The sequence below is a fragment of the Rhodococcus sp. KBS0724 genome, from assembly GCF_005938745.2.
Taxonomy (GTDB): Bacteria; Actinomycetota; Actinomycetes; order Mycobacteriales; family Mycobacteriaceae; genus Rhodococcus_F.
Window position 1 is genome coordinate 2935654 of record NZ_VCBX02000001.1, and the last position, 20770, is coordinate 2956423.

Genomic DNA, 20770 nt, shown 5'->3' on the forward strand with positions numbered 1-20770 from the left:
GAGCGATGATCGATGCGTCGGCCGCGGTACCTATGAGTGCCGAGAACATGACGGCTTCGCAGCAGGAGCGTCGGAAAGCGCTCACCGACACCGTAATCGACATGCTCGCGGACATGAGCCCGGACTCCGTCCAGATTCGCGAGGTTGCTGAGCGTGCGGGCGTCGCCTTGGGAACTCTGTATCGCTACTTTCCTGCCAAGCAGCATCTGATGGCGGCGTCGATGGTTGCGTGGAACGCACGTTTCGACGCCAGTGTTACCGGTGAGCGTTCAACGCGTTCCGGTAGTGAATCGGTCCTGAATCGAGTCCTGGAGATGTACGCCAGGCAGATGAATGCATTTCACCGCAGACCGAATTTCGCTCGCCTCGAGATCGAGCTGCAGACCTGCGCAGACCCGTACGTCCGAGACGAGATGGACGACCGCGCCGCTGCCAATCGGATAGCGTTGTTCGGCCTGATGAACGGGGTGCCACCCGAGCTTGCCCGGGTGGCTTCACTGTCCATCGGCAGCACGATGTTGAACTCGTTGATTCTCTGGACTACGGGGCGTATCGGTTTCCCGGAGGCCCTTCGGAACGTTGAGGACGTTTGTCGCTTGGTTCTCGCGGACTACGCCTGAGGCTGTCGATCGCCCTGTGCTCCGCAGATCCCCAGGTCGGATATCTGGGGGATCGGGTCGGGCGGATAAGGGTTGGGCGGCGGTGGGGTCGGAGGCACGGGTGGCGGTGTCGGCGGGACAGGGCCAGGCGCTGGCGGAATTGGTTCAGGCACAGGGTTCGGCGGCACTGGATCGGGCCCAGTATCCGACGGAAGCGGAATGCTGTGCGCCAACGCAAAAGGATCGATCATGCGGGTCATGTACCCCGATACTCCGGTCGCAAACACTGATGCGGGCGGGGAGTCGGATAGGTTGGTCGCATGGGGGAAACCAGGGGACCTGATCCGATTGCCGTCGAGTCGGATTCGGAGGAGCAGGCCGGTAATTCGACGGTTCGGAAGCCGCGACGGCGATTCCTTCGCGTGGTGCGATGGATCTGCGTTGCCTTGCTTGCGATAGTTGTTGGTGCTGTGTCGATTTCGACCATCAATCATCGGTGGCAAACTCCTCGGGACAAGCAAGCCATCGAGCAACTTATCGGACCTTCGCACCGCTATGTCGATGTGGACGGACATCGGATGAGCGTCGCTGTTCAAGGCTCAGGCCCACGCACCATTGTTCTCATGCCTGGTATGGGTACGCCTGAGCCGATTCTCGATTTTGCGCCACTCGCACGACGTCTGGCGGAGGCGAACACGGTGGTCACCGTCGAGAACTTCGGGTTGGGGCTCAGTGACGGCACAGACGCGCCGCGAACCAGTGAAGCAATCGTCGACGAGACGCGTTCTGCGCTGAGCGCCCTGGGATTGAACGGTCCCTATGTTCTCATGCCACATTCCATTTCCGGTCTGTACGCGATGTGGTGGGCTACCAACCATCCTGGCGAGGTTGCCGCCGTCGTGGGGTTGGATGACGAGCGCTACACGTCCGAACTTGCCGAAGGGCTACCGGAGTGGCCGGGCTGGATGTCTACGGTTACGGCACTGGGCGGGGTCCGGGACTTGATCTTCCTGGATATGCACACCGATTATCTGGGGCTGGCGGCCGACTACCGAGAAAGCCTCGAGGACGCCGGTGAATACACCCCGGAGCAGCAAGAACTCTATTTACGCTCGTACTCCTGGGTCTTGAATTCGACGATGCTCGCCGAGACCGCTCACGAAGCTGAGAACGTGCGCGGCGCCGAGGGCGCTACTTTCCCTCCGACGATGCCGGCTATGTCGATCCTGGCGTCGTCGTCACTCACGGCCGACCCGGAATGGGAGTCTTCCCACCACGCGGCAATCACCAACCCGTCCATTCAACAGGTCGAAATAATGGACGGCCACCACTACCTGTTTCATGCACACGCGTCCGAGATTGCCGAGATGACTCAGCGATTCCTCGATGAAAACGTACCGCTTCGCTGAGTCAGTTCGGGGGTGGTGGTGAACCCGCGATAGTTGTCGGCGGCGATCTGAGTGCAGAGGTTTCGATAGTTTCCGACCCCACCGAGATAGGGCATGAAGATTCTCGGTTTACCGGGTACGTTAGCGCCGAGATACCACGAATCTGCCTGCATGTAGAGACTTTCCGCAGCTATGGAGGTCACGTGATCCACCCACTGCTCCTGCGCGGAAGTGGTAGCTTCGGCGAAACGCGCGCCGACGCGGCGCATGTGGTCGATGTAGTCCGCGACCCACTCGACGTGTTGCTCGATCGAGACCACGACATTGGACAAGACCGAAGGACTGCCCGGTCCGGTGAGGGCAAACATGTTGGGGAAGCCGGCAACCGCGACGCCGAGATACGTGCGTGGCCCAGTCGCCCAGGCATCGCGTAGTGCGATGCCACCTCGCCCGCGGATATCGATGGCGTTCAGCGCCCCGGTCATGGCGTCGAATCCGGTGGCAAAGACGATCATGTCGAGTTCGTGCAGGCCAGCAGACGTCTGGATTCCCTCAGGTGCTATTCGCTCGATCGGTGAGACGCGGAGGTCCGCCAGTGTGACGTTGGCTCGGTTGTAGGTCTCGTAGTAGTCGGTGCCGATGCACAGTCGTTTCGAACCCAAGGGATACCCCTTGGGGCACAGCGCCTCTGCTGTAGTCGCATCTTCGACGGTTTCGCGGATTTTCGACCTGACGAATTCAGCGGCAGTCTCGTTGGCGTCGACGCTCGTCATGATGTCGCCGAAGGTGTTCTGGAACGCGATTCCGCCGCCGGCCCAGCGGCTCTCGTATTCCTTGTCGCGGACCTCGGGAGCGGTCTCGAGTGCCAGTCCAACGGGCGGCGGGAGAATCCAGCCACCGTGGGATTCGCGCAGATTCTGGCGACGAGTGGGGTAGTCGGCCTTGATCTCGTCAAGCTCGCGGGGTCCGAGTGGCCGGTTGCGTGCCGGGATAACGAATCCCGGTGTTCGCTGAAAGACGGTGAGGTGTTCGGCCTGCTCGGCGATGAGCGGGATTGCCTGTACTCCGGACGATCCGGTGCCGATGACACCCACGCGCTTGCCCGTGAAGTCGACACCCTGTGACGGCCAGTGCCCGGTGTGATGGACCTCGCCGCGGAAATCGTGCTGGCCGGCTATGTCCGGCATTCGGGCGGAGGACAGTGCGCCGGTGGCCATGATCAGCCACTGACTGATGACAGTCTTTCCGTCGTCGGTGGTGATCGTCCACAATCCCACCGGCTCGTCGAAACGAGCAGACGTCACGCGAGTTCCGAACGTGATGTCTTCCCGCAGGTCGAATCGATCGGCGACGTGCTCGAGATAGGAGAGGATCTCAGGCTGCGCGGGGAAGCGTTCTGTCCACACCCACTCCTGTTGAAGGTCGTCGTCGAAGGAATACGAGTAGTCGGCGCTGTCGACGTCGCAGCGCGCGCCGGGGTAGCGGTTCCAGAACCACGTTCCACCGACGCTGCTGCCTGCTTCGAACCCTCGCACGGACAAGCCGCGCTCTCGAAGGCTGTGCAGCGCATAGAGACCGGCGAATCCGGCGCCCACGACAATTGCATCGAAGGTGGGCGACTGCGGAGGGTTGTTCAACATGGGGACTGCCTCGTTTCACGGTGAGGGGTGGGGACGACAAGCCGTGCCAGTAGCATCAGTGCAGGCAGTGAGTACGCCGCACGGTGTTCGGGTGTAACGGGAGGAATGCAAACGTGGACGCAGGGCCCAACGACAGGCCGGCGCAGTTGGATCCCGCGTCGTTGCCCAAAGGTCAACAGGCGCGGCGTCAACACATCATCGATGTCGCCAGCGAGTTGTTGGTCACCGACGAGTTCGAACGCATCCAAATCCGTGATGTTGCAGAGGGTTCCGGCGTTGCGCTCGGCACGGTGTATCGATACTTCACGTCCAAGGAGCATCTGTACGCGGCGGTGTTGCGGGACTGGTCTTCGACGGATCCGATCAAGCACGGAAACCCGGTTGACACGTCGCGTTCGCCCGCCGAGCGGATACGCGAGCGTCTGCATCACTCGGTCCGTCGGTTCGAGGAGTATCCGACCTTTCTGCGGCTGCAAAGCAGTCTCCGGCAGTCCACTGATCCGATTGTGTCCGAGATCTTCGCCGAGTTCTCCGATCAGGTGCTGACCTCGTATCGCGCGCAACTCGCCGATCTGCCCGCGGGCGATGCTGCCGACATCGTGTCGATCGTGACCGCTGTGTTGACTCACCAGTTGGTGCTATTCGGTTTGGGACGCCAAGACGCAGTAGAAGTGCATCGACTACTCGATCGCACTGTCGACATGATTTTCTCGTTGAACGGCACGAGCTGAGCGACGGCAGCGTTCTGCGCTGGTAGGCGAAGCCGCGCACCGACTCGCGACTCAAGTGTGACTGTTGTCATATTCACAGACTAGAGTTAGATTCTAGTTCATGACAAGTCGTGTGCAGGAACGAAGCGAGTTGGATCCGGCATTACAAGCCGTCGCCGACGCGGCGTCAGGGGCAGGGCTCCCGCCGATGGTCGAACTCACCCCACCGCAGGCGCGTGAGCGGATTCGGGGTGCGCTGCAAGCCTGCGCTCCCGGACCCGAGGTGGCGTCGATCAAAACGTGTTCGGTGACGGACGGAGTTTCGGTTCGAATCTACCGGCCGACGCAGGTGACACACGCCGGTACCGTCGTACATTTTCATGGTGGTGGTTGGGTCACAGGGGATTTCGACTACGCCGACCCGCTGTGTCGACTGCTCGCCGACACTTGTGGCGTCCCGGTGGTGAGCGTGGATTACCGGCTCGCACCGGAGCACCCATTCCCCGCCGCAGTCGACGATGCGGAGACGGTGCTGCGATGGGTTGCCTCAGGATCCGAGGGGCTGGATCCGCGAATCGTTGTCACGGGCGACAGCGCCGGTGGAAACCTGGCGGCCGTGAGCGCACTGTTGATGCGGTCCGATGATGAGGTCACGCTGGTAGGGCAGGTGCTCATCTATCCGGTGGTGGACGCCGACCTGACGCGGGACTCGTACGTCGACAACTCCGGAGTGTTCCTCGGTGCGCGAGAGATGGGATGGTTCTTCGACCACTACTGCCCTGATGTGAACGCTCGAATCTCGCCGGACATTTCGCCGATTCATGCTGCGGACCCGTCGGGACTGCCGCCGGCTGTTGTGGTGGTGGGTGGGCACGATCCGCTCTTGGACGAGGGACTCGAGTATGCCGAGCGACTGCGCGGCGCCGGGGTCCTCGTCGAGGTGCAGCACTACCCAACTCTGCCGCACGGTTTTCTCCAGTTCACCGCCGTATCGGGTGCCGCCGCAGCGGCCGCCGAGGCGGTGGCAGCATCCACGCTGCGTCTCTTCGAAGACGCTGCCCGGCAATCCGATTCGATCGAGGCGGTAGATCATGCATGATCTGGTGATTCGCGGCGGCACCGTGGTGGACGGAACGGGCAGCGCGCCGCGGCGAGCGGACGTCGCTGTCGACGGCGGCACGATCACGGCAATCGGCGACGTATCCGAGGTGGGACGTCGTGAGATCGACGCGTCGGGCAAGCTTGTCACTCCCGGTTTTGTGGACATCCACACGCATTACGACGGACAGGTCACGTGGGACACGTTGCTGACACCGTCGTCGCTGCACGGCGTCACCACCGTGGTGATGGGTAACTGTGGTGTGGGCTTTGCGCCTGTCAAACCTGAGCAGCGCGACTGGCTGATCAGCTTGATGGAAGGCGTCGAGGACATTCCCGGAAGTGTTCTTGCCGAAGGGATGAGCTGGAATTGGGAGTCTTTTCCCGACTATCTCGACGCGATCGATACGCCGCATGCCATCGACTTTGCCGCCCAACTGCCACACGGCGCGCTTCGTACCTATGTGATGGGGGAGCGCGGAGGTGACCATCTGGCTCGGCCCACCGAAGCCGAAATGGACCGGATGCGTGATCTTGTTGCCGAGGCAGTCGAGGCCGGTGCGCTCGGGTGGTCGACGTCGCGGTCTGCGGTGCACAAGACGTCCGCCGGCGAGCCGACGCCCAGCCTGACAGCTTCTCGGGAGGAGTTGACCGGGCTGGCCCGGGGTCTGGCGAAGGCCGGTGCCGGTGTCATCGACTTCATCTCCGATTTCATGGACGAACCGGAGGAGATGGAGTTTGTCAGCGCGATAGTCGAGGCGGCGCAGCGGCCGATGTCCGTGTCGATCGTCCAAAGCGAGCGGGCTCCGGACAAGTGGCGGTCACTACTCGACGGACTGGCGGAAGTCTCGGCGCAACAGAATATTCCGATTACGGGTCAGGTCGCGCCGAGAGCTGTCGGAGTGATGCTCGGCTGGGAGTTGAGCTGGCATCCGTTCATGGCGTATCCCAGTTACGCGGCGCTCGCGGATCTTCCTCGCGAGGAGAGAGCGTCGCAGCTTGCTCGCCCCGAGGTCAAGGCGGCACTGCTCGCCGAGCAGCCCGTCACAGACAGCGAGTTCGTCCAGAAACTCTCGACTCGTTTCGACAGTGTTTATCTTCTCGGCGATCCGCCCAACTACGAACCGGGACCCAATGATTCGGTTGCTGCGCTTGCCGAGCGCTCCGGTGTGTCACCCGTCGAGGTTGCGTACGACGCGATGATGGCGCAAGGCGGGCGCGGACTCCTGTACTTCCCGATGCTCAACTATGCGGGCGGGAATCTGGATGCGGTTCGCGAGATGCTTGCTCGGCCGGATACTGTGCCGGCGCTCGGTGACGGCGGCGCGCATTGCGGCGCTATCTGTGACGCAAGCTTCCCGACAACACTGCTCACTCATTGGGGACGTGACCACCGAAATCCCGAATTGTTGTTCCCGATCGAGTGGTTGATCAAGCGGCACACCGCCGACACGGCAGCTGTGGTTGGTCTGCTGGACCGTGGTCAGCTGCTGCCGGGATATCGGGCAGACCTGAACGTGATCGATTTCGAACGCCTGCAAGCCGATCAGCCGGAAGTGCTGTACGACTTGCCAACCGGCGGTCGTCGGCTGATGCAAACCGCCACCGGCTACGTGGCGACAGTCGTCGCGGGTGACGTTGTATTCGAAGAGGGCGAGCACACCGGAGCTCTACCCGGACGCCTGGTTCGTGGTGCTCGGCCCATTCCCGAATCAAACATGCGCTGATCGGTATATCCTCCCCGAACTTCCTAGGAAAGAAGGTCTACATGCTGCGTAGTTCATTCGCTCGTGCCGCGACCACGTTCACTGCCTTGGCGGCGGCGACGGTGCTGGTTGCCGGCTGCGCCGGGGGTGGGTCCGGTTCGGAGACCGATACGTCGGACGTGACGACCGGCCTGGTTGGCGAACAGGGGGACGGCGGTGACCCAACGTCTGGTGGAACGCTGTCCTTCGCGACGTACAACGGCGTCAGCAGCCTCGATCCAGCCGACCGCCAAGATGGCGGCGCGACCGGCGGCAACGAGATGGCCGCGATCTACGACCTCCTCATTCGGTACGACCCCGAAACGAAGACGTTCGAACCGCAACTTGCACAATCGCTGAAAGCCAACGCGGACAACAGTATATGGACGTTGACGCTTCGTGACGGAGCGAAGTTCAGCGACGGCACACCGGTGGACGGCGCTGCGGTGTTGTGGAGCATCAACCACTATCTGGAGAAGAAGGGGACCCACACGCAAGTGTGGAAGGCGACCGTTGCCGACGTACAGTCACCGGATCCGGCTACCGTTGTCTTCACGCTCAAGCAGCCGTGGAACGAATTTCCGATCATGTTCACCACCGGTCCCGGGATGATCGTGGCACCGTCGTCCATGACATCAGGGACCTTCGCGCCGATCGGAGCGGGCCCCTTCGTCGTCGAGAAGTTCGCTTCTCAGGATGAATTGGTGCTCGCCGCCAACCCCGGGTACTGGAACGGCAAGCCGAACCTCGACAAGCTGCGATTTCCGGCAATCGTCAGTGAGCAGGCCAAACTCGATGCCCTGCACACCGGAGGTGTTCAGGCCGCATACCTACGTGGCGCGGACGTTGTTCACAACGCTCTGAGCGCGGGAGACGTGGGATACGTCTACACCGTGAACATGGGCGGCGTCGGCAACATCAATCAGCGTGAGGGACGCGCCGCGTCTGATGTGCGGGTGCGCAAGGCAATCGTGGCGGCATTCAACCCCGACACCTTCAACGAGAGGGTCGAGGCCGGCAACGGAATGCCCGGTAGCGACATGTTCCAGTCATGGTCGCAGTGGCACGGATCCGTTGCCGGGAACGGGTACGACCCCGAGGCTGCAAAGAAGTACCTCGACGAAGCCAAGGCGGACGGATACGACGGCAAACTCACCTATGTGGGCTTGAACGACCCGGCAACTCAGCGGAGTGCGCTCGCGTTCCAGGCAATGCTGCAGGCCGTCGGATTCACGGTCGACATCGTTTACACAACCAGTATCAACGACCTCGTGAAAACCATGTACGCCCAACATGATTACGACATCGGGTATGCCGGATTCAACGTGCTCGACGAATCACCCTTCGTCCGGATGTACGGCAACCTGTACAGCGAATCGTCGTCGAACGTGATCGGTTACAAGAACGCGACCATGGATGCCCTTCTCATCGAGATGCAATCGGCCCCGACCGACGAAGATCGCAAGAAAGTGATCGAGCAAATCCAGACTCTTGTCAACGAGACGGCTCCTATGCTGGTCGTCAACACGGGCAAGTACTTCATTCCGTGGAGCAAGAACGTCTACGGAGTCACGCCGAGCGCCGACGGCATCATGTTGTTCGGAAACGCTTGGATCACACCTGATTCGACGTCGTAAAGCGTCGTAGAGAACAGGGGGAAGGCGGGGCCGCTCGGTGGGTTATCCACTCGGCGGCCCCGTCGTTATCTTTCAGGGTGATGGAAAACCTTTCCGCACCCCACCACGTTTGGTAGACATCGATGGTGGACACTTCGCTCTGGTACCGATCGTTTGCGGAAGTGGAAGCGCGAGGAAACTCCGCAATCTACGAGGAATGGGGTCTTGGAGTAGCAGCGGACCCACCGATCCTCGCTCTCATCGATCGACTTCCCGAGCCCCGCCGCCAACCCAATCTGGTTTTCGGCGCCAGTAGTCACCTCGGCGCACCTCCCAGTTCGTATGGGTTGTTTCGTCATTGGTTGACAGCTCACTGGCCTGACGTCGAAGAACTGGCACGGACCCGGACGACCCAGACCAACGAAGCCGGCCGCGCCGCCGTACTGCTTCCTCTACTCGGACTGTTGGACGGCCCACTCTCCCTCATCGAGGTTGGCGCCTCGGCCGGCCTGTGCCTCTTTCCGGACCGGTACAGCTATCTCTACGACGGCAACCGATATCTGCATCCGGTCGATGGTCCGTCCGCTGTACTGCTCGACTGTGCGACGACTGGCCATCCGCCGATTCCCGCGAAGCTCCCTGAAGTGGTCTACCGGTCGGGTGTCGACCTGAATCCGCTTGATGTGACTAACGCCGACGACATGAGGTGGTTGGAGAGTCTCGTGTGGCCTGAGCAGGACCATCGTCGACAGCGATTGCGCACTGCTGCCGCTGTCGCCAGGAAGGATCCGCCGCGTCTAATACGCGGTGATCTCAATTCCGCTGTTGCCGATCTTGTCGAGCAGGCACCTCGAGGAACAACGGTGGTGGTCTTTCACAGTGCCGTCCTCAACTACCTCGTCCCAGCGGATCGAGAGGCGTTCGTGGACGTTGTTCGCTCGTTGCCATGTCATTGGATTGCGAATGAAGGGGTCGGAGTCCTTCCCGCCATCGACGCCAAGTTGACAACGTCAGCGGAGAAATACCGCAGCAAATTTGTTGTCTCCCTGGACGGCGTGCCCCGTGCAGTGGCCGGCGGTCACGGACAGTTCCTCGACTGGGCAGATCAAACTACACGGTAAGTGTTCACCCGTTCGGGGTGATGTCCGGTTTGCTGAAACTCGGTTGACTGTCCTCACACTAATCTGCCGACGAAGGGGACGTCATGACTGCTTCGCATCAAGCTCCCGCAAACCATCCTGTGCGACAGGGCATTGCGATTGGTACTACGGTAGCGGCGGCCGCGCTGCTCTTCGTTGCGGGAATTGCTTCTCTCCTGCAAGGTATCGCAGCTCTCGCCGACAACGATATCGTGATCGTCGGAATCAATTACACATACAAATTCGACGTCACAACGTGGGGTTGGATCCACATCGTCCTGGGAATCATCGGAATTGTGGTGTCGTTGGGGCTGTTTGTGGGTCAGACGTGGGCTCGTGGAATGGCCTTTGTGATCGCAGCACTCTCGATCGTGGCGAATTCCTGTGGTTGCCCTACTACCCGCTGTGGTCGATCGTGATCATCGCACTTGATGTCGTGGTGATCTGGGCAGTCGCGACCTGGCGGCCGGCCGCTACAGATTCGATCTGATCAACATCTGAGACGGTGAAGTCGCTGGCACCCGACGGTGTCCATCGGCTTCCCCGTGTGAGTACCCGTCCTGCGTCTCTCGGCAAGTCGCCGCTCGGTGGGACGGGCAGTCGAGCGGCCCCATAGACTTCCGGCGGATGTCAGCATCAACAGGCCAGGAGTCGTCAGTGAGCATCGAAGTTCCGCCCCACCCGCCGCGGCGAGTGCCGATTCTCGGGGACATTATCGGGCTGGATCCGGTCAAGCCGATGCAGAACACGGCACGGATTCTGGCGTCGCTCGGTCCCATCTACCAGCGTCGAATTCTGACAATGCGATTGAGCTTCATCGGCGGCGTCGATTTGGCTGAGGATGTCAACGACGAGAAGCTCTGGCAGAAGAATCTGGCCCGGCCACTGCGGCAGTTGCGGCCGATTTCGGGGGACGGACTGTTCACCGCCGAAAACGACGAACCCAACTGGGCCAAAGCTCACGCGATCTTGATGCCCGGCTTCACACAGGCAGCGATGCGCGGCTATCACAACACCATGCTCGACGTCGTCACGGAGATGGCTGAGGCCTGGGACAAAGCCGACGCGCCCGTCGACGTGTCCGAGGAAATGAGCAAACTGACCCTCGAGACAATCGGCAGGGCAGGATTCGGCTATCGATTCAATTCGTACGACCGACATGATGTGGATCCGTTTGTGACGGCGATGCTCGGAGCGCTCGAATACATTCAGCAGAAGGGGCTTCCGATACCGGGCCGGGCCTTGTTCGATCGCCGTCGGCGACGCCGCCACGGCGCCGACGTCGAGTACCTGAACTCGGTGGTCGATCGAGTTATCGAAGATCGGCACGTGAACAGTCCGGATCGGCCAGATCTCCTGACCTTGATGCTCGAGTCGGTAGACCCGGAGACTGGGGAGAGACTCGATCCCGTCAACATTCGCTACCAGATCTTGACCTTCCTTGTAGCGGGCCACGAAACTTCAGCCGGCGCTTTGTCTTTTGCGCTGTGGCTGCTGTCCCAGCATCCGGAGGAAGCTTCGAAGGCTCGGGCGGAAGTTGACGCGCTGTGGCCGTCGCGGGAGATTCCGGCAGTCGAGTTCGATCAGGTGGGCAAGCTGCGTGCAGTGCGCCGAGTGCTCGACGAAACGCTTCGGCTGTGGCCCACGGCTCCGGGATATTTCCGCGAAGCCAAGGAAGACACCCTGATCGGCGGGAAATACGCCTTCCAGAAGGGCGACTGGGTCATGGTTGTCCTGCAGCGAGTCCACCGTGACAAAACCGTATGGGGCGCCGACGCAGACGAATTTCGCCCGGATCGTTTTCTGCCCGAGCAGGTCAGGTCGCGGTCCGGTGCCGCGTACAAGCCGTTCGGCACCGGACCGCGCGCGTGCATTGGACGCCAGTTCGCGTATCACGAGATGCTGATGGCACTAGCCGTCATCTTGCATCGTTACGAGTTCACAGCCGACCCGACGTATGAACTCGAGGTTCAGGAGCAGCTCACGATGCGACCGAGCGGGTTCACCGTGACGGTCACTCGCCGCTGATCAGGAATTGATTCTCGTGTAATCGAGAACGATACGGCCGTCGATCCTTCCGGCTTCCATGTCGGTGAAGATGGTGTTGATGTCCTCGAGTTTCCGAAGTGAATAGGTGGGTTTGATGAGCCCTCGGGCGAAGAAGTCCACCGCTTCGCTCATGTCCTTCCGGGTTCCGACAATCGATCCACGCACGGTCAGTCCCAACAGCACTGTGGTGAAGATATCGAGGGGGAATTTCTCCGGGGGGAGTCCGACCAGGGAGACGGTGCCGCCGCGGCGCAGACTGCCGACTGCTTGTGGGAAGGCGTGTGCGTTGACGGCGGTGACCAGTGCCCCGTGAACTCCGCCGTCAGTGAGGGCGCTGACGGCTGCGGCAGGATCTTCTACCGTCCTTGCGTTGACGGTGTGTTCGGCGCCGTGCTTGGTCGCGAGTTCCAATTTGGCGTCGTCGACATCGACGGCCACTACTCGAAGCCCCATCGCGACGGCATACTGCACCGCAATGTGTCCGAGCCCGCCGATTCCGGAGATCAGGACCCATTGCCCGGGTCGGGTGTCGGTGACTTTCAGACCTTTGTACACCGTGACGCCGGCGCACAGGATGGGTCCCACGGCGGACAGATCGACGCCGGCCGGAATGATCGGCGCGTAACGGGAGTCGACGAGCATGTACTGCCCGAAGGAGCCGTCAACCGAGTAGCCGCCGTTCTTCTGGTTCGGGCACAGGGTTTCCCACCCGGTTTCGCAGTACTCGCATTCACCGCACGCACTCCACAGCCATGCGTTTCCGACGGTGTCGCCGACGCCGATCCGGGTGACCGACTCGCCAACCGAGATGACCGTCCCGACGCCTTCGTGGCCGGGGACAAACGGTGGGGACGGCTTGACCGGCCAATCGCCATGTGCTGCATGTAAATCGGTGTGACAGACACCTGAGTACTCGACGCGTACCAACGCTTCGAAGGGGCCTGGTTCCGGGACTTCGATGTTGTCGATCGTCAACGGTTCGGTGAACGAATGCACAACCGCGGCTTTCATGGTGCCCATAACTGCACTACTCCTCGCATTACTCGACTACTTGTTCCACAGGACTGGACCGTATTCGGCATGTTCCTGCAGTGTTCGTATGTCCGTGTTCATCATGGACCCTTCCGGTCTGAAGTGTGAAGGTTCGAAGCAATCGTGCCTGGCGGGGTTACTGCGGGGGCGGCGGAGCTGCTATCTTGAACGTCGTTCAAGTATCTGGAGGAGTGGGCATGTCAAGTCTCGAGGGCGCCCAGGCGCCGCAGGTCGGCGTTCAGGCAAGGGAAATGGCTCAGATCGCGGTGTTCGCGGCGCTGATCGCTGCGTTGGGTCTGCCCGGTGCGATCACGATCGGTATCAGTGGTGTGCCCATCACACTGCAGACGCTCGGAGTCATTCTTGCCGGAGCCATCCTCGGTGCGCGGAAAGGTGTTGCGGCAGTTGCCGTCTTCATCGCACTGACGATGATCGGGTTGCCGCTGCTGTCAGGTGGACGCACCGGATTGACCGCCCTCGCCGGACCTAGTGCCGGCTATCTGGTCGGGTGGCTTCCCGCGGTCCTGTGCATCGGTTGGCTCACCGCCCGGATCCTGCCCAAGTACCCGCTTGTGCTGGGCATTCTGATCAATGCGTTTGGCGGTATCGCCGTCGTGTATCTGTTCGGCACGGCGGGACTGGTACTTCGTACGGACATGGGTATCGGCGCCGCGCTGAGCACAAACGTGGCATTTCTTCCCGGCGACGCGTTGAAAGTGGTTGTCGCGAGTGTTGTCGCCAAGGGTGTACACCGAGCTTATCCAGGACTGATTCGTCGGTGATCGGACAACTCGGGGGACACGGCGATCAGTGCGCGCTTGATCTCGGGGGCACAGTTCTCACTTATGCAGAACTTGACGCCGCGATCGAGCGATCACCTCAGGTTGCCGTGTGCGACGCGTCGGCGCTGCCGGTGCTGGAAGCGCTGATCTGCGTCTATGCCGCCGCGAGGCGCGGAACTGCGGTGATCGTGGAGGATCCAGTGGCGCGGTCCGAGCGCGGCGAGATCGATCCATCGTCGTTTCTGCTCGTCGCCACGTCTGGTTCCAGTGGACGACCGCGTCCGCTGGCCAGGACAGTGGCGTCGTGGTTCGACAGCTTCCCCGAGTTCACCACCATCACCGGCATCGAGGCACACGATCGCGTGCTCATCACCGGTCCGCTTCACGCGACGATGCATCTGTTCGGTGCAGTTCACGCACTGTGGCAAGGCGCGTGTGTCACCGACGACCCTACGGATGCGACGGTCGTGCACGCGGTTCCAGCCGTTCTACGACGCATCGTGTACGAGGCGCCGCGGTTGCGGACAGCGATAGTAGCCGGGACCATGTTGGACGACGGGGCCCGGGCTGCGGCGTCGGGGATCGAGATAGTCGAATACTACGGCGCTGCAGAGCTTTCCATTGTCGCTGCCCGGCGGGTACCTGATCCGATGCGGCTTCTCGACAGCGTCGACGCCGAGATCCGCGACGGACTCTTGTACGTCCGTTCGCCGTATCGTGTGCTGGGTGCGGCGGAGTGGTTCGGAGTCGGAGACAGAGCGGTCCTCGGAGCGAACCGGGAACTGACGATTCTCGGGCGCGGGGAGTTTGCGATCAACGTCGGCGGAACCACGGTCATGGCCGAGGACGTCGAGCGAACCCTGGAAACCGTAGACGGTGTCACCGGCGCTGCCGTCATCGGCTCACCGCATTCGGTTCTCGGAGAGACGATTACCGCAGTAATCGAGCACGACGACGCCGTAACACTTCATGCAATTCGTGCGCAGGCGCGTGCGTTGTTGGCGAGAGAAGCTATGCCGAGTCGCTGGATCACCGTCGACGAGCTGCCACGCACCGGTAGTGGCAAAGTCGCGCGAGGACGCGTGAAAGAGTTGCACTCATGAATTCAGCTCCTGTTCTGGTGGCCGCGCGGCGAACCCCGATCGGTAATGCAGGCCATGGATTTGCCGACCTGACCACGACGGACCTTGCCGCTCCGGTATTGAACGAAGTGCATGCTGTGCTGCGGCGATCCGGTATCGAGGCCGAGGTGGACGACGTCATCCTCGGAAACTGCATGGGTCCCGGTGGCAATCCCGCTCGTATCGCGGCACTGGCAGCGGGGTTGGGTTTCTCGATCCCGGGCGTCACTGTTGACCGGCAATGCGGTTCGGGCCTCGATGCGGTCATGCACGCTGCGTTGCGGGTGCGTAGTGGGAACGACACACTGATCCTGGCCGGTGGCGTCGAATCCGCAAGCACCGCGCCGTGGCGCTTCTGGCCACCAGTTCAGGGCGGTGAGCAAACGCGGTACACCCGGGCACCGTTTGCTCCGCAGGGCTTTGCCGATCCCGATATGGGTTGTGCCGCAGATGATCTTGCGCGGTTGCGCGGTATCAGTCGTGAGCGGCAGGATGCGTACGCAACCCGTTCGCACACGCTCGCTGCTGCCACAGATTTCTCCGCCGAAATCGTGCCGATCGGCGGCGTCGACACCGACCAGCGGATTCGCCGCGGCATGACTGAGGCACGATTGGCGAGGCTCCGTCCAAGTTTTGGGGCTGACGGCACAGCCACGGCCGGAAACTCGTGTGGCGTCTCGGACGGCAGCGCAGTGCTGGCGGTGACGACGGAGTCTCTCGCACAGGGAATGCCGGCTCTGCGGATTCTCGGTACCGCTGTAGCGGGGTCCGATCCGGCATTGCCGGGACTTGGCCCCGTCCCTGCCATTTCGGCGCTGTGTGCAAAAACCGGAATCAGTGTCTCCGACCTGGGAATTGTCGAGATCACCGAGGCATTTTCCTCCGTTGTCCTTGCTGTTTCGGACGAACTCGGACTCGATGAATCCATCATCTGCCCGCAAGGGGGTGCCATCGCGATGGGCCACCCGTGGGGCGCATCGGGAGCCGTCCTCTTGGTGCGCTTGGCAAGTCAGATCCTGGCCGACGATGGACCGGAACTGGGACTCGCAGCCTGCGCAATCGGCGGCGGTCAGGGTATCGCGATGCTGGTCGAGCGTGTTTCGTGAGGGCGCAACGATGAGTGAACTTCTCGCGGAGCGGATTGCTCACCGAGTTCGCGACAATCCGTCGAGGATTGCGGTTGTCTCCGCGCGCGAGGAGATCAGCTACGCCGACTTCTGGGCGAGGGTGTCCCGGGTTGCATCGGGACTGTCGTCGATGAACCGAGTGGCGGTACTGCCGACGTCGGATGTCGAATCCTTGGTGGTTGTCGCGGCAGCGATGCGCGCGGGTACCAGTGTGGTTCTGTTGCACCGACACCTTCTCGAGACTCAGCTCGAGCGGGTGCTCGAACTGACCGTTCCTGGAGCCGTTGTCGCGGAATCGAAGCAGCACAGGCGGTTACGTCGTCAGGGGTTCTCCGGTGAACTCGTTACCGCGGTCGACCTCGAATGTGACGGGGCGTCGAATCAGGCGTCGGCCGACTCTGAACTGCTGATCGGTGTCACGTCGGGCACTACCGGTGAGCCCAAGCTCTTCGTCCGAAACCAGTTGTCCTGGGCGCGAACTCTTGATCGGTCGGATGCGGTATTCGATGTCGGCGTCGGAGACAGAGTCTCGGTGCCGGGCGTCCTCGACCACACGCACTTTCTGTACGGAGCTCTCCACGCGCTCACTCGCGGTGCCCTCGTCGATCTCCGCGGCGCGGAAACGGCAGTGAAAGCCGGTGCAACCCATCTGTATTCGGTACCCACGATCGCCTGGGATCTCGTGCGATCAGGTATCGAGCCAGTCGAGTGTGTCCGTGAGGTGATCTCGTCAGCCGCTCGGTGGCCGCGCTCCGGACGCCGCGCGCTGCAGGCAACGTTGCCACGTGCGTCGTTGGTGCACTTCTACGGGGCATCGGAATTGAGTTTCGTGTCTTTTGATCGAGGACTTGGTGACATCGACGAGTTTTCGGCCGGCGAGTTGTTCGACGGAGTTGACGCCGAGATTCGGGACGGTCTTGTGTATGTGCGGAGCGACATGCTCTTCGACGGCTATCTGACCGAAATGGGAGTGGTAAACGGCCCGCTCGACGGTTGGATGACTGTCGGTGACCGAGGACGCGTGGAGGTCAGACGCCTGCAATTGCTCGGCCGGGAGAGCGACATGCTGATCCGTGCGGGCCTCAAAATGGAACCGGCCGCTGTCGAAGCGGCGTTGACTGCTCTGGCCGGTATTGCAGAGGCCGCGTGTATCGGCGTACCGGATGCACGAATGGGGGAGGCTCCAGCGGTCGCCATCGTTGTCAACGACGACGCATTGCAGACCGATGCGATCTGGCGGCATCTGCGAACTACCCTTCCCAGCCCGAGCATGCCGGTGCGGATTCTCCGGGTCGATCGGTTACCGCGCACGCCGCGGGGAAAGCTCGACCGTGCTGCTCTTGCGATTACCCTCTCGGATTCGGAAAGGTAGATCACACCGGGCTTCGGCGGTTTCGCGTGGCTGCGACACGGGATGTAACAGACAATTCAGTAGTGCACATGAAGCTTCAGGAAGTTGTCGACGAGCTTGCGCAGGTGCTGGAGCGTTCCGTGGTCATCAACGATGCGGAATATCGTCCAGTCGCCGCGAGCGCACAGGGAGACGATATCGATCGAATACGCGCGGAGAGTCTGCTACGAAGATCGACGCCGGACGCTGCCCGTCGCTATCTCGAGGGATTGAGCGTCGACGATCTTCGGTATCCGACTACGGTCGATCTCTCCGGATTCGATGCGCGGGAACGTCTTGCCGTACCAATCCGTAGCGATGATCGGCTGTACGGAGTGCTGTGGCTCATCACCGGTGGTCTGCCGGCCCTGACGGAGTCCGATCTTGCCGCCGTTGACGTTGCAGTGGACTCTGCTCTTCCAATGTTGTTCTCGGACAGCGTAAGTCCAGACGATTCGTACGGACGTGAACGCAGCGACGGCTACCTCATGCGTCTACTGTCCGACGATGTGGCAGTGCGGCGGCAAGCATTCACCGAAGCGCTCGGGCGTCACGCCCTGGTGCGAGGGCCGGATACCGTCATTCGTGCGGTGCTCGTCGACGGCCAGGAAAACTCGATCGCATTGAACGTTTTCGGGCGATGCCTCGACAGACCGCGGGATTCATCCGTCCGATTTCTCGGGCTGTGCGGTGACTGCCTGATCTTTGTGAGCCATGCACACGACAGTGCCGTGCTCGAGGAGAAGATCCGCACCGAATCTGCGGATCGGGTGTTCACCATTCGCAGCATCGGATCCGCCGCGCACCAGCACGACGACGATGATCTCCGAGTTGTTGCGGATCGGGCCGTGACGGCCGCGAAGACTGCCGCGGTTTTGCCGGAGTTCGGAGCGCGAGCTGACTATTCGGAGCTCGGCAGTTGGATTCTCCTGCAGGCAGTGGGCGGTGATCGATCATTGCTTTCCTCGTTTTCCCCTGCCGCTTACGAGCTGTGGGAACGCAGCGATGCCGTACAGCGGCAGACAGTCGAGACTTACCTCGATTGCGGCGGGCACGCCCAAGTTGCGTGCGAACAACTTCATATCCACCGCACCACGTTGTATTACCGACTCGAGAACATGCCGGAATCGGTGCGTCACGCGCTCGACGACGGTTTAGCGCGCAGTACGTTGCACGTCACTCTCAAGTTGATCCGACTGTGGGAAGCAACAGGACGCTTGTAGATCGAGTCGTGTTCGACATTTGTAGGAAAAGGTGTCGATCTTTGTCTCTGTTGCCACCGGCGTGGGCATCCGTAGCCTTAGGGAGTCGGGCAGCCGGCACGTGCACGCTTTCAGATCTCCCTCCACACCAAGAGAAAAGAGCACAGGATGCCGTACATCACCACCTCTGACGGAACCGAGATCTACTACACGGAGCAGGGCACCGGTCAACCCGTACTGCTGAGCCACGGGTGGCCACTGAGTTCCGACGCATGGCAAGTCGAGCTCAAGTTGTTGGCGGATGCCGGGTATCGGGCTATTGCACATGACCGTCGTGGACACGGCCGTTCGTCGAAGACGTACACCGGCAACGACATGGACACGTATGCACGTGACCTCGCTGAACTGGTCGAAACACTGGACCTGAAAGACCTTGTTGTCGTGGGTCATTCGACGGGCGGCGGTGAAGTTGTCCGGTACGCCGCCCAACACGGAAAAGGCCGGGTGGCAAAGGTGATCACTGCGGGCGCGGTCCCACCGCTCATGGTCCGAACCGAAGAGAATCCCGAAGGCACTCCCATCGAGGCGTTCGACGGAATCCGCGCTGGTGTACTCAAGGACAGGTCACAGTTCTACAAGGATCTGAGCGAGGCGTTCTACGGCGCCAATCGTGAGGGCGCGGAGGTCTCGCAGGGTGCGAAGGACGACTTCTGGCGACAGGGGATGTTGGTGAATCTTGCGGCAGCATACGACTGCGTCAAGGCGTTCTCCGAGACGGATCAGACCGCGGACCTCCAGGCGATCGATGTTCCGATGCTTATCGCGCACGGCGATGACGACCAGATCGTTCCGATCGCTGCGGCGGCCGAAAAGTCCGTCAAGCTGGTCAAGAACGCCACTCTCAAGGTGTACCCAGGAGCCCCGCACGGCATCTACGGCGCCTATCAGGATGCCCTGGACCAGGACATTCTCGAATTCATCAAGGGCTAGCGTTCTGCAAAGGTGGTCCCGCTCATTTGGGTGAGCAGGACCACCTTTTGCGCTGCCGGACTTGGTGCCGGGGAGCAGTGCCGATGTAGATCACTAGGGTTGTGCCGGTGATCATCGCTGTCGAAGGGCCTAGTGCCGCAGGTAAGACCACGTGGTGTCGAGCCGCCGGCAGGCAATTCGTCGCCGAATACACCCCGACGGGACAAGAACCGGATGGATCTGACGCGATTGCGCAGGCCGCGTACTGGGCGAGCGTGAACGCAGGGCGTTGGACGCAGGCGTTAGCGCTCGAGGATGCAACAGGTAATGCGATGTGCGACAGCGACCCGCTGAAACTGCACTACAGCTGGTGCCTGGCCGCTGTTGGGGTAGAACCAATCGCGCGGTTCGAGAACGAGTTTGCTGCGGTTCGGCAGATGTTCGCACAGCGTCGTCTCGGGTTTGCTGATGTGGTGTTGCTATCGATCCCCGATACCCAGCAGTTGGTGAAACAGCGTGACGGCGATCCGACCCGGCGACGCCGGAGCTTCGAGTTGCATGCGCGTCTCGCCGCACCGCTCGCCGAATGGTACGCAGCAATAGATCGGCTCGATCCGGGCCGTGTCCTTCATGGTTTCCCGGCTGAGGTTGACATTGCAGCGCCGGCGCAACCGCGCCCGAATCGTTACGACGTCAACTTGCTCGACAGCTTGCGTGACGAACTTCCCGCACTGGCGCATTAGCGAAGTCCGTGTGTGTCAATATTCGGCGCTGTACCGATGAGAGGTCAACGACCACGCAACACGATCGGCCGGCACTGTTCCTGGGTCGAAACCGCATGAAGTGTGAACAGTGAGAATGGATTCGAACGCGGCCCGCAACCGACCGACTTCGTCCTCGTGGAGAACCCACCACAGCGTTCGTCCGACTGTTTCGCCGTGGTGTGCCGGTGTGATCGCCTGTGTCCATTCATCTTCGAGTCTGACCAGTGTTGCATGATTGTCGTGGCCTGTTCCGGGGTCCGTGGTTTGTTCGTCGCTGCCGGCCGAACACAACGCCGCGATCATCTGATCGACAGAATCGCGCAGGCCGAACACGCTTACCGAGATCACCGCGACGCGAATGCCTCCCGCTTGCAACGCTTACCCTGCTAGATAGCTTCT

At 61.4% G+C, this 20770-nt stretch carries 18 protein-coding genes and 1 pseudogene; 16 read left to right on the plus strand and 3 right to left on the minus strand.

Going from position 1 to position 20770, the window contains the following annotated elements; all coding sequences use genetic code 11:
• Positions 1-5 precede the first annotated feature (5 nt).
• Together FFI94_RS13525 and FFI94_RS13535 are read left to right on the plus strand one after the other, a co-directional pair.
• Entirely contained in the window at positions 6-620 is a 615-nt protein-coding gene (locus FFI94_RS13525) for a TetR/AcrR family transcriptional regulator (protein ID WP_260684092.1), read from the plus strand.
• Positions 621-919: 299 nt separating this feature from the next.
• Positions 920-2008 carry an alpha/beta fold hydrolase gene (locus FFI94_RS13535; protein ID WP_138868318.1) on the plus strand — a complete coding sequence of 363 codons (1089 nt, stop codon included), beginning with the start codon at positions 920-922 and terminating at the stop codon, positions 2006-2008.
• Here FFI94_RS13535 and FFI94_RS13540 read toward each other — a convergent pair.
• Positions 1972-3627 (minus strand): NAD(P)/FAD-dependent oxidoreductase, encoded by a 1656-nt coding sequence (locus tag FFI94_RS13540; RefSeq protein WP_138868319.1) that lies wholly within the window; start codon positions 3625-3627, stop codon positions 1972-1974. The two genes, FFI94_RS13535 and FFI94_RS13540, sit on opposite strands and share 37 nt — an antisense overlap.
• A gap of 113 nt (positions 3628-3740) precedes the next feature.
• On the opposite strand from FFI94_RS13540, the gene FFI94_RS13545 reads away from it, so the two are divergent.
• The 7 genes and pseudogenes from FFI94_RS13545 to FFI94_RS13575 all read left to right on the plus strand — a co-directional run bounded on the left by FFI94_RS13545 (position 3741) and on the right by FFI94_RS13575 (position 11963).
• Positions 3741-4358: a TetR/AcrR family transcriptional regulator gene (locus FFI94_RS13545; protein WP_138868320.1), complete on the plus strand. Its 618-nt coding sequence runs from the start codon at positions 3741-3743 to the stop codon at positions 4356-4358.
• A gap of 100 nt (positions 4359-4458) precedes the next feature.
• On the plus strand, positions 4459-5436 hold the full coding sequence (locus tag FFI94_RS13550) for an alpha/beta hydrolase (protein WP_138868321.1): 978 nt from the start codon (positions 4459-4461) through the stop codon (positions 5434-5436).
• The gene (locus tag FFI94_RS13555; RefSeq protein WP_138868322.1) at positions 5429-7162 is read left to right on the plus strand and encodes an amidohydrolase family protein; all 1734 of its coding nucleotides are present in this window, start codon (positions 5429-5431) and stop codon (positions 7160-7162) included. The genes FFI94_RS13550 and FFI94_RS13555 overlap by 8 nt, the downstream gene beginning before the upstream one ends.
• 41 nt (positions 7163-7203) lie before the next feature.
• Positions 7204-8817, plus strand: coding sequence for an ABC transporter substrate-binding protein (locus FFI94_RS13560; RefSeq protein ID WP_138868323.1), 1614 nt, complete (start codon positions 7204-7206; stop codon positions 8815-8817).
• 125 nt (positions 8818-8942) lie between these two features.
• Positions 8943-9917 carry a DUF2332 domain-containing protein gene (locus tag FFI94_RS13565; RefSeq protein ID WP_138868324.1) on the plus strand — a complete coding sequence of 325 codons (975 nt, stop codon included), beginning with the start codon at positions 8943-8945 and terminating at the stop codon, positions 9915-9917.
• Positions 9918-10000: 83 nt separating this feature from the next.
• Positions 10001-10425 (plus strand): annotated as a pseudogene (locus FFI94_RS13570) (hypothetical protein).
• A 137-nt stretch (positions 10426-10562) separates the two neighbouring features.
• A complete protein-coding gene (locus tag FFI94_RS13575) occupies positions 10563-11963 on the plus strand; it encodes a cytochrome P450 (RefSeq protein WP_138868325.1) in 1401 nt (466 codons plus the stop codon).
• On the opposite strand, the gene adhP is transcribed toward FFI94_RS13575, so the two are convergent.
• Positions 11964-13004, minus strand: a complete 1041-nt coding sequence (adhP, locus tag FFI94_RS13580) for an alcohol dehydrogenase AdhP (RefSeq protein ID WP_185993194.1) — start codon at positions 13002-13004, stop codon at positions 11964-11966.
• 209 nt (positions 13005-13213) lie between these two features.
• Between adhP and FFI94_RS13585 the strand changes: the two genes are divergently transcribed.
• The 7 genes from FFI94_RS13585 to FFI94_RS13615 all read left to right on the plus strand — a co-directional run bounded on the left by FFI94_RS13585 (position 13214) and on the right by FFI94_RS13615 (position 20350).
• Positions 13214-13798, plus strand: a complete 585-nt coding sequence (locus FFI94_RS13585) for a biotin transporter BioY (RefSeq protein WP_185993195.1) — start codon at positions 13214-13216, stop codon at positions 13796-13798.
• Positions 13795-14901 carry a class I adenylate-forming enzyme family protein gene (locus FFI94_RS13590; protein WP_138868326.1) on the plus strand — a complete coding sequence of 369 codons (1107 nt, stop codon included), beginning with the start codon at positions 13795-13797 and terminating at the stop codon, positions 14899-14901. The genes FFI94_RS13585 and FFI94_RS13590 overlap by 4 nt, the downstream gene beginning before the upstream one ends.
• Positions 14898-16025: a thiolase family protein gene (locus FFI94_RS13595; protein ID WP_138868327.1), complete on the plus strand. Its 1128-nt coding sequence runs from the start codon at positions 14898-14900 to the stop codon at positions 16023-16025. Before FFI94_RS13590 ends, FFI94_RS13595 begins: the two co-directional genes overlap by 4 nt.
• Positions 16026-16035: 10 nt before the next feature.
• Positions 16036-17418, plus strand: a complete 1383-nt coding sequence (locus FFI94_RS13600) for an AMP-binding protein (protein ID WP_138868328.1) — start codon at positions 16036-16038, stop codon at positions 17416-17418.
• A gap of 68 nt (positions 17419-17486) precedes the next feature.
• Positions 17487-18659 carry a helix-turn-helix domain-containing protein gene (locus tag FFI94_RS13605; RefSeq protein ID WP_138868329.1) on the plus strand — a complete coding sequence of 391 codons (1173 nt, stop codon included), beginning with the start codon at positions 17487-17489 and terminating at the stop codon, positions 18657-18659.
• A gap of 147 nt (positions 18660-18806) precedes the next feature.
• On the plus strand, positions 18807-19628 hold the full coding sequence (locus FFI94_RS13610) for an alpha/beta fold hydrolase (RefSeq protein WP_138868330.1): 822 nt from the start codon (positions 18807-18809) through the stop codon (positions 19626-19628).
• A gap of 107 nt (positions 19629-19735) precedes the next feature.
• Complete coding sequence (locus FFI94_RS13615) at positions 19736-20350, plus strand: hypothetical protein (protein ID WP_260684094.1); 615 nt, start codon at positions 19736-19738, stop codon at positions 20348-20350.
• A gap of 15 nt (positions 20351-20365) precedes the next feature.
• Here the strand turns inward: FFI94_RS13615 and FFI94_RS13620 are convergent, their stop codons facing one another.
• Positions 20366-20719: a hypothetical protein gene (locus tag FFI94_RS13620; protein WP_144298288.1), complete on the minus strand. Its 354-nt coding sequence runs from the start codon at positions 20717-20719 to the stop codon at positions 20366-20368.
• Between the last annotated feature and the right edge of the window lie 51 nt (positions 20720-20770).

Coding starts and splice junctions, on each gene's coding strand:
- FFI94_RS13550 (WP_138868321.1), top strand. CDS start 4,459: ATGACAAGTCGTGTGCAGGAACGAAGCGAGTTGGATCCGGCATTACAA.
- FFI94_RS13585 (WP_185993195.1), top strand. CDS start 13,214: ATGTCAAGTCTCGAGGGCGCCCAGGCGCCGCAGGTCGGCGTTCAGGCA.
- FFI94_RS13610 (WP_138868330.1), top strand. CDS start 18,807: ATGCCGTACATCACCACCTCTGACGGAACCGAGATCTACTACACGGAG.
- FFI94_RS13555 (WP_138868322.1), top strand. CDS start 5,429: ATGCATGATCTGGTGATTCGCGGCGGCACCGTGGTGGACGGAACGGGC.
- adhP (WP_185993194.1), bottom strand. CDS start 13,004: ATGGGCACCATGAAAGCCGCGGTTGTGCATTCGTTCACCGAACCGTTG.
- FFI94_RS13575 (WP_138868325.1), top strand. CDS start 10,563: ATGTCAGCATCAACAGGCCAGGAGTCGTCAGTGAGCATCGAAGTTCCG.
- FFI94_RS13560 (WP_138868323.1), top strand. CDS start 7,204: ATGCTGCGTAGTTCATTCGCTCGTGCCGCGACCACGTTCACTGCCTTG.
- FFI94_RS13595 (WP_138868327.1), top strand. CDS start 14,898: ATGAATTCAGCTCCTGTTCTGGTGGCCGCGCGGCGAACCCCGATCGGT.
- FFI94_RS13540 (WP_138868319.1), bottom strand. CDS start 3,627: ATGTTGAACAACCCTCCGCAGTCGCCCACCTTCGATGCAATTGTCGTG.
- FFI94_RS13525 (WP_260684092.1), top strand. CDS start 6: ATGATCGATGCGTCGGCCGCGGTACCTATGAGTGCCGAGAACATGACG.
- FFI94_RS13600 (WP_138868328.1), top strand. CDS start 16,036: ATGAGTGAACTTCTCGCGGAGCGGATTGCTCACCGAGTTCGCGACAAT.
- FFI94_RS13535 (WP_138868318.1), top strand. CDS start 920: ATGGGGGAAACCAGGGGACCTGATCCGATTGCCGTCGAGTCGGATTCG.
- FFI94_RS13605 (WP_138868329.1), top strand. CDS start 17,487: ATGAAGCTTCAGGAAGTTGTCGACGAGCTTGCGCAGGTGCTGGAGCGT.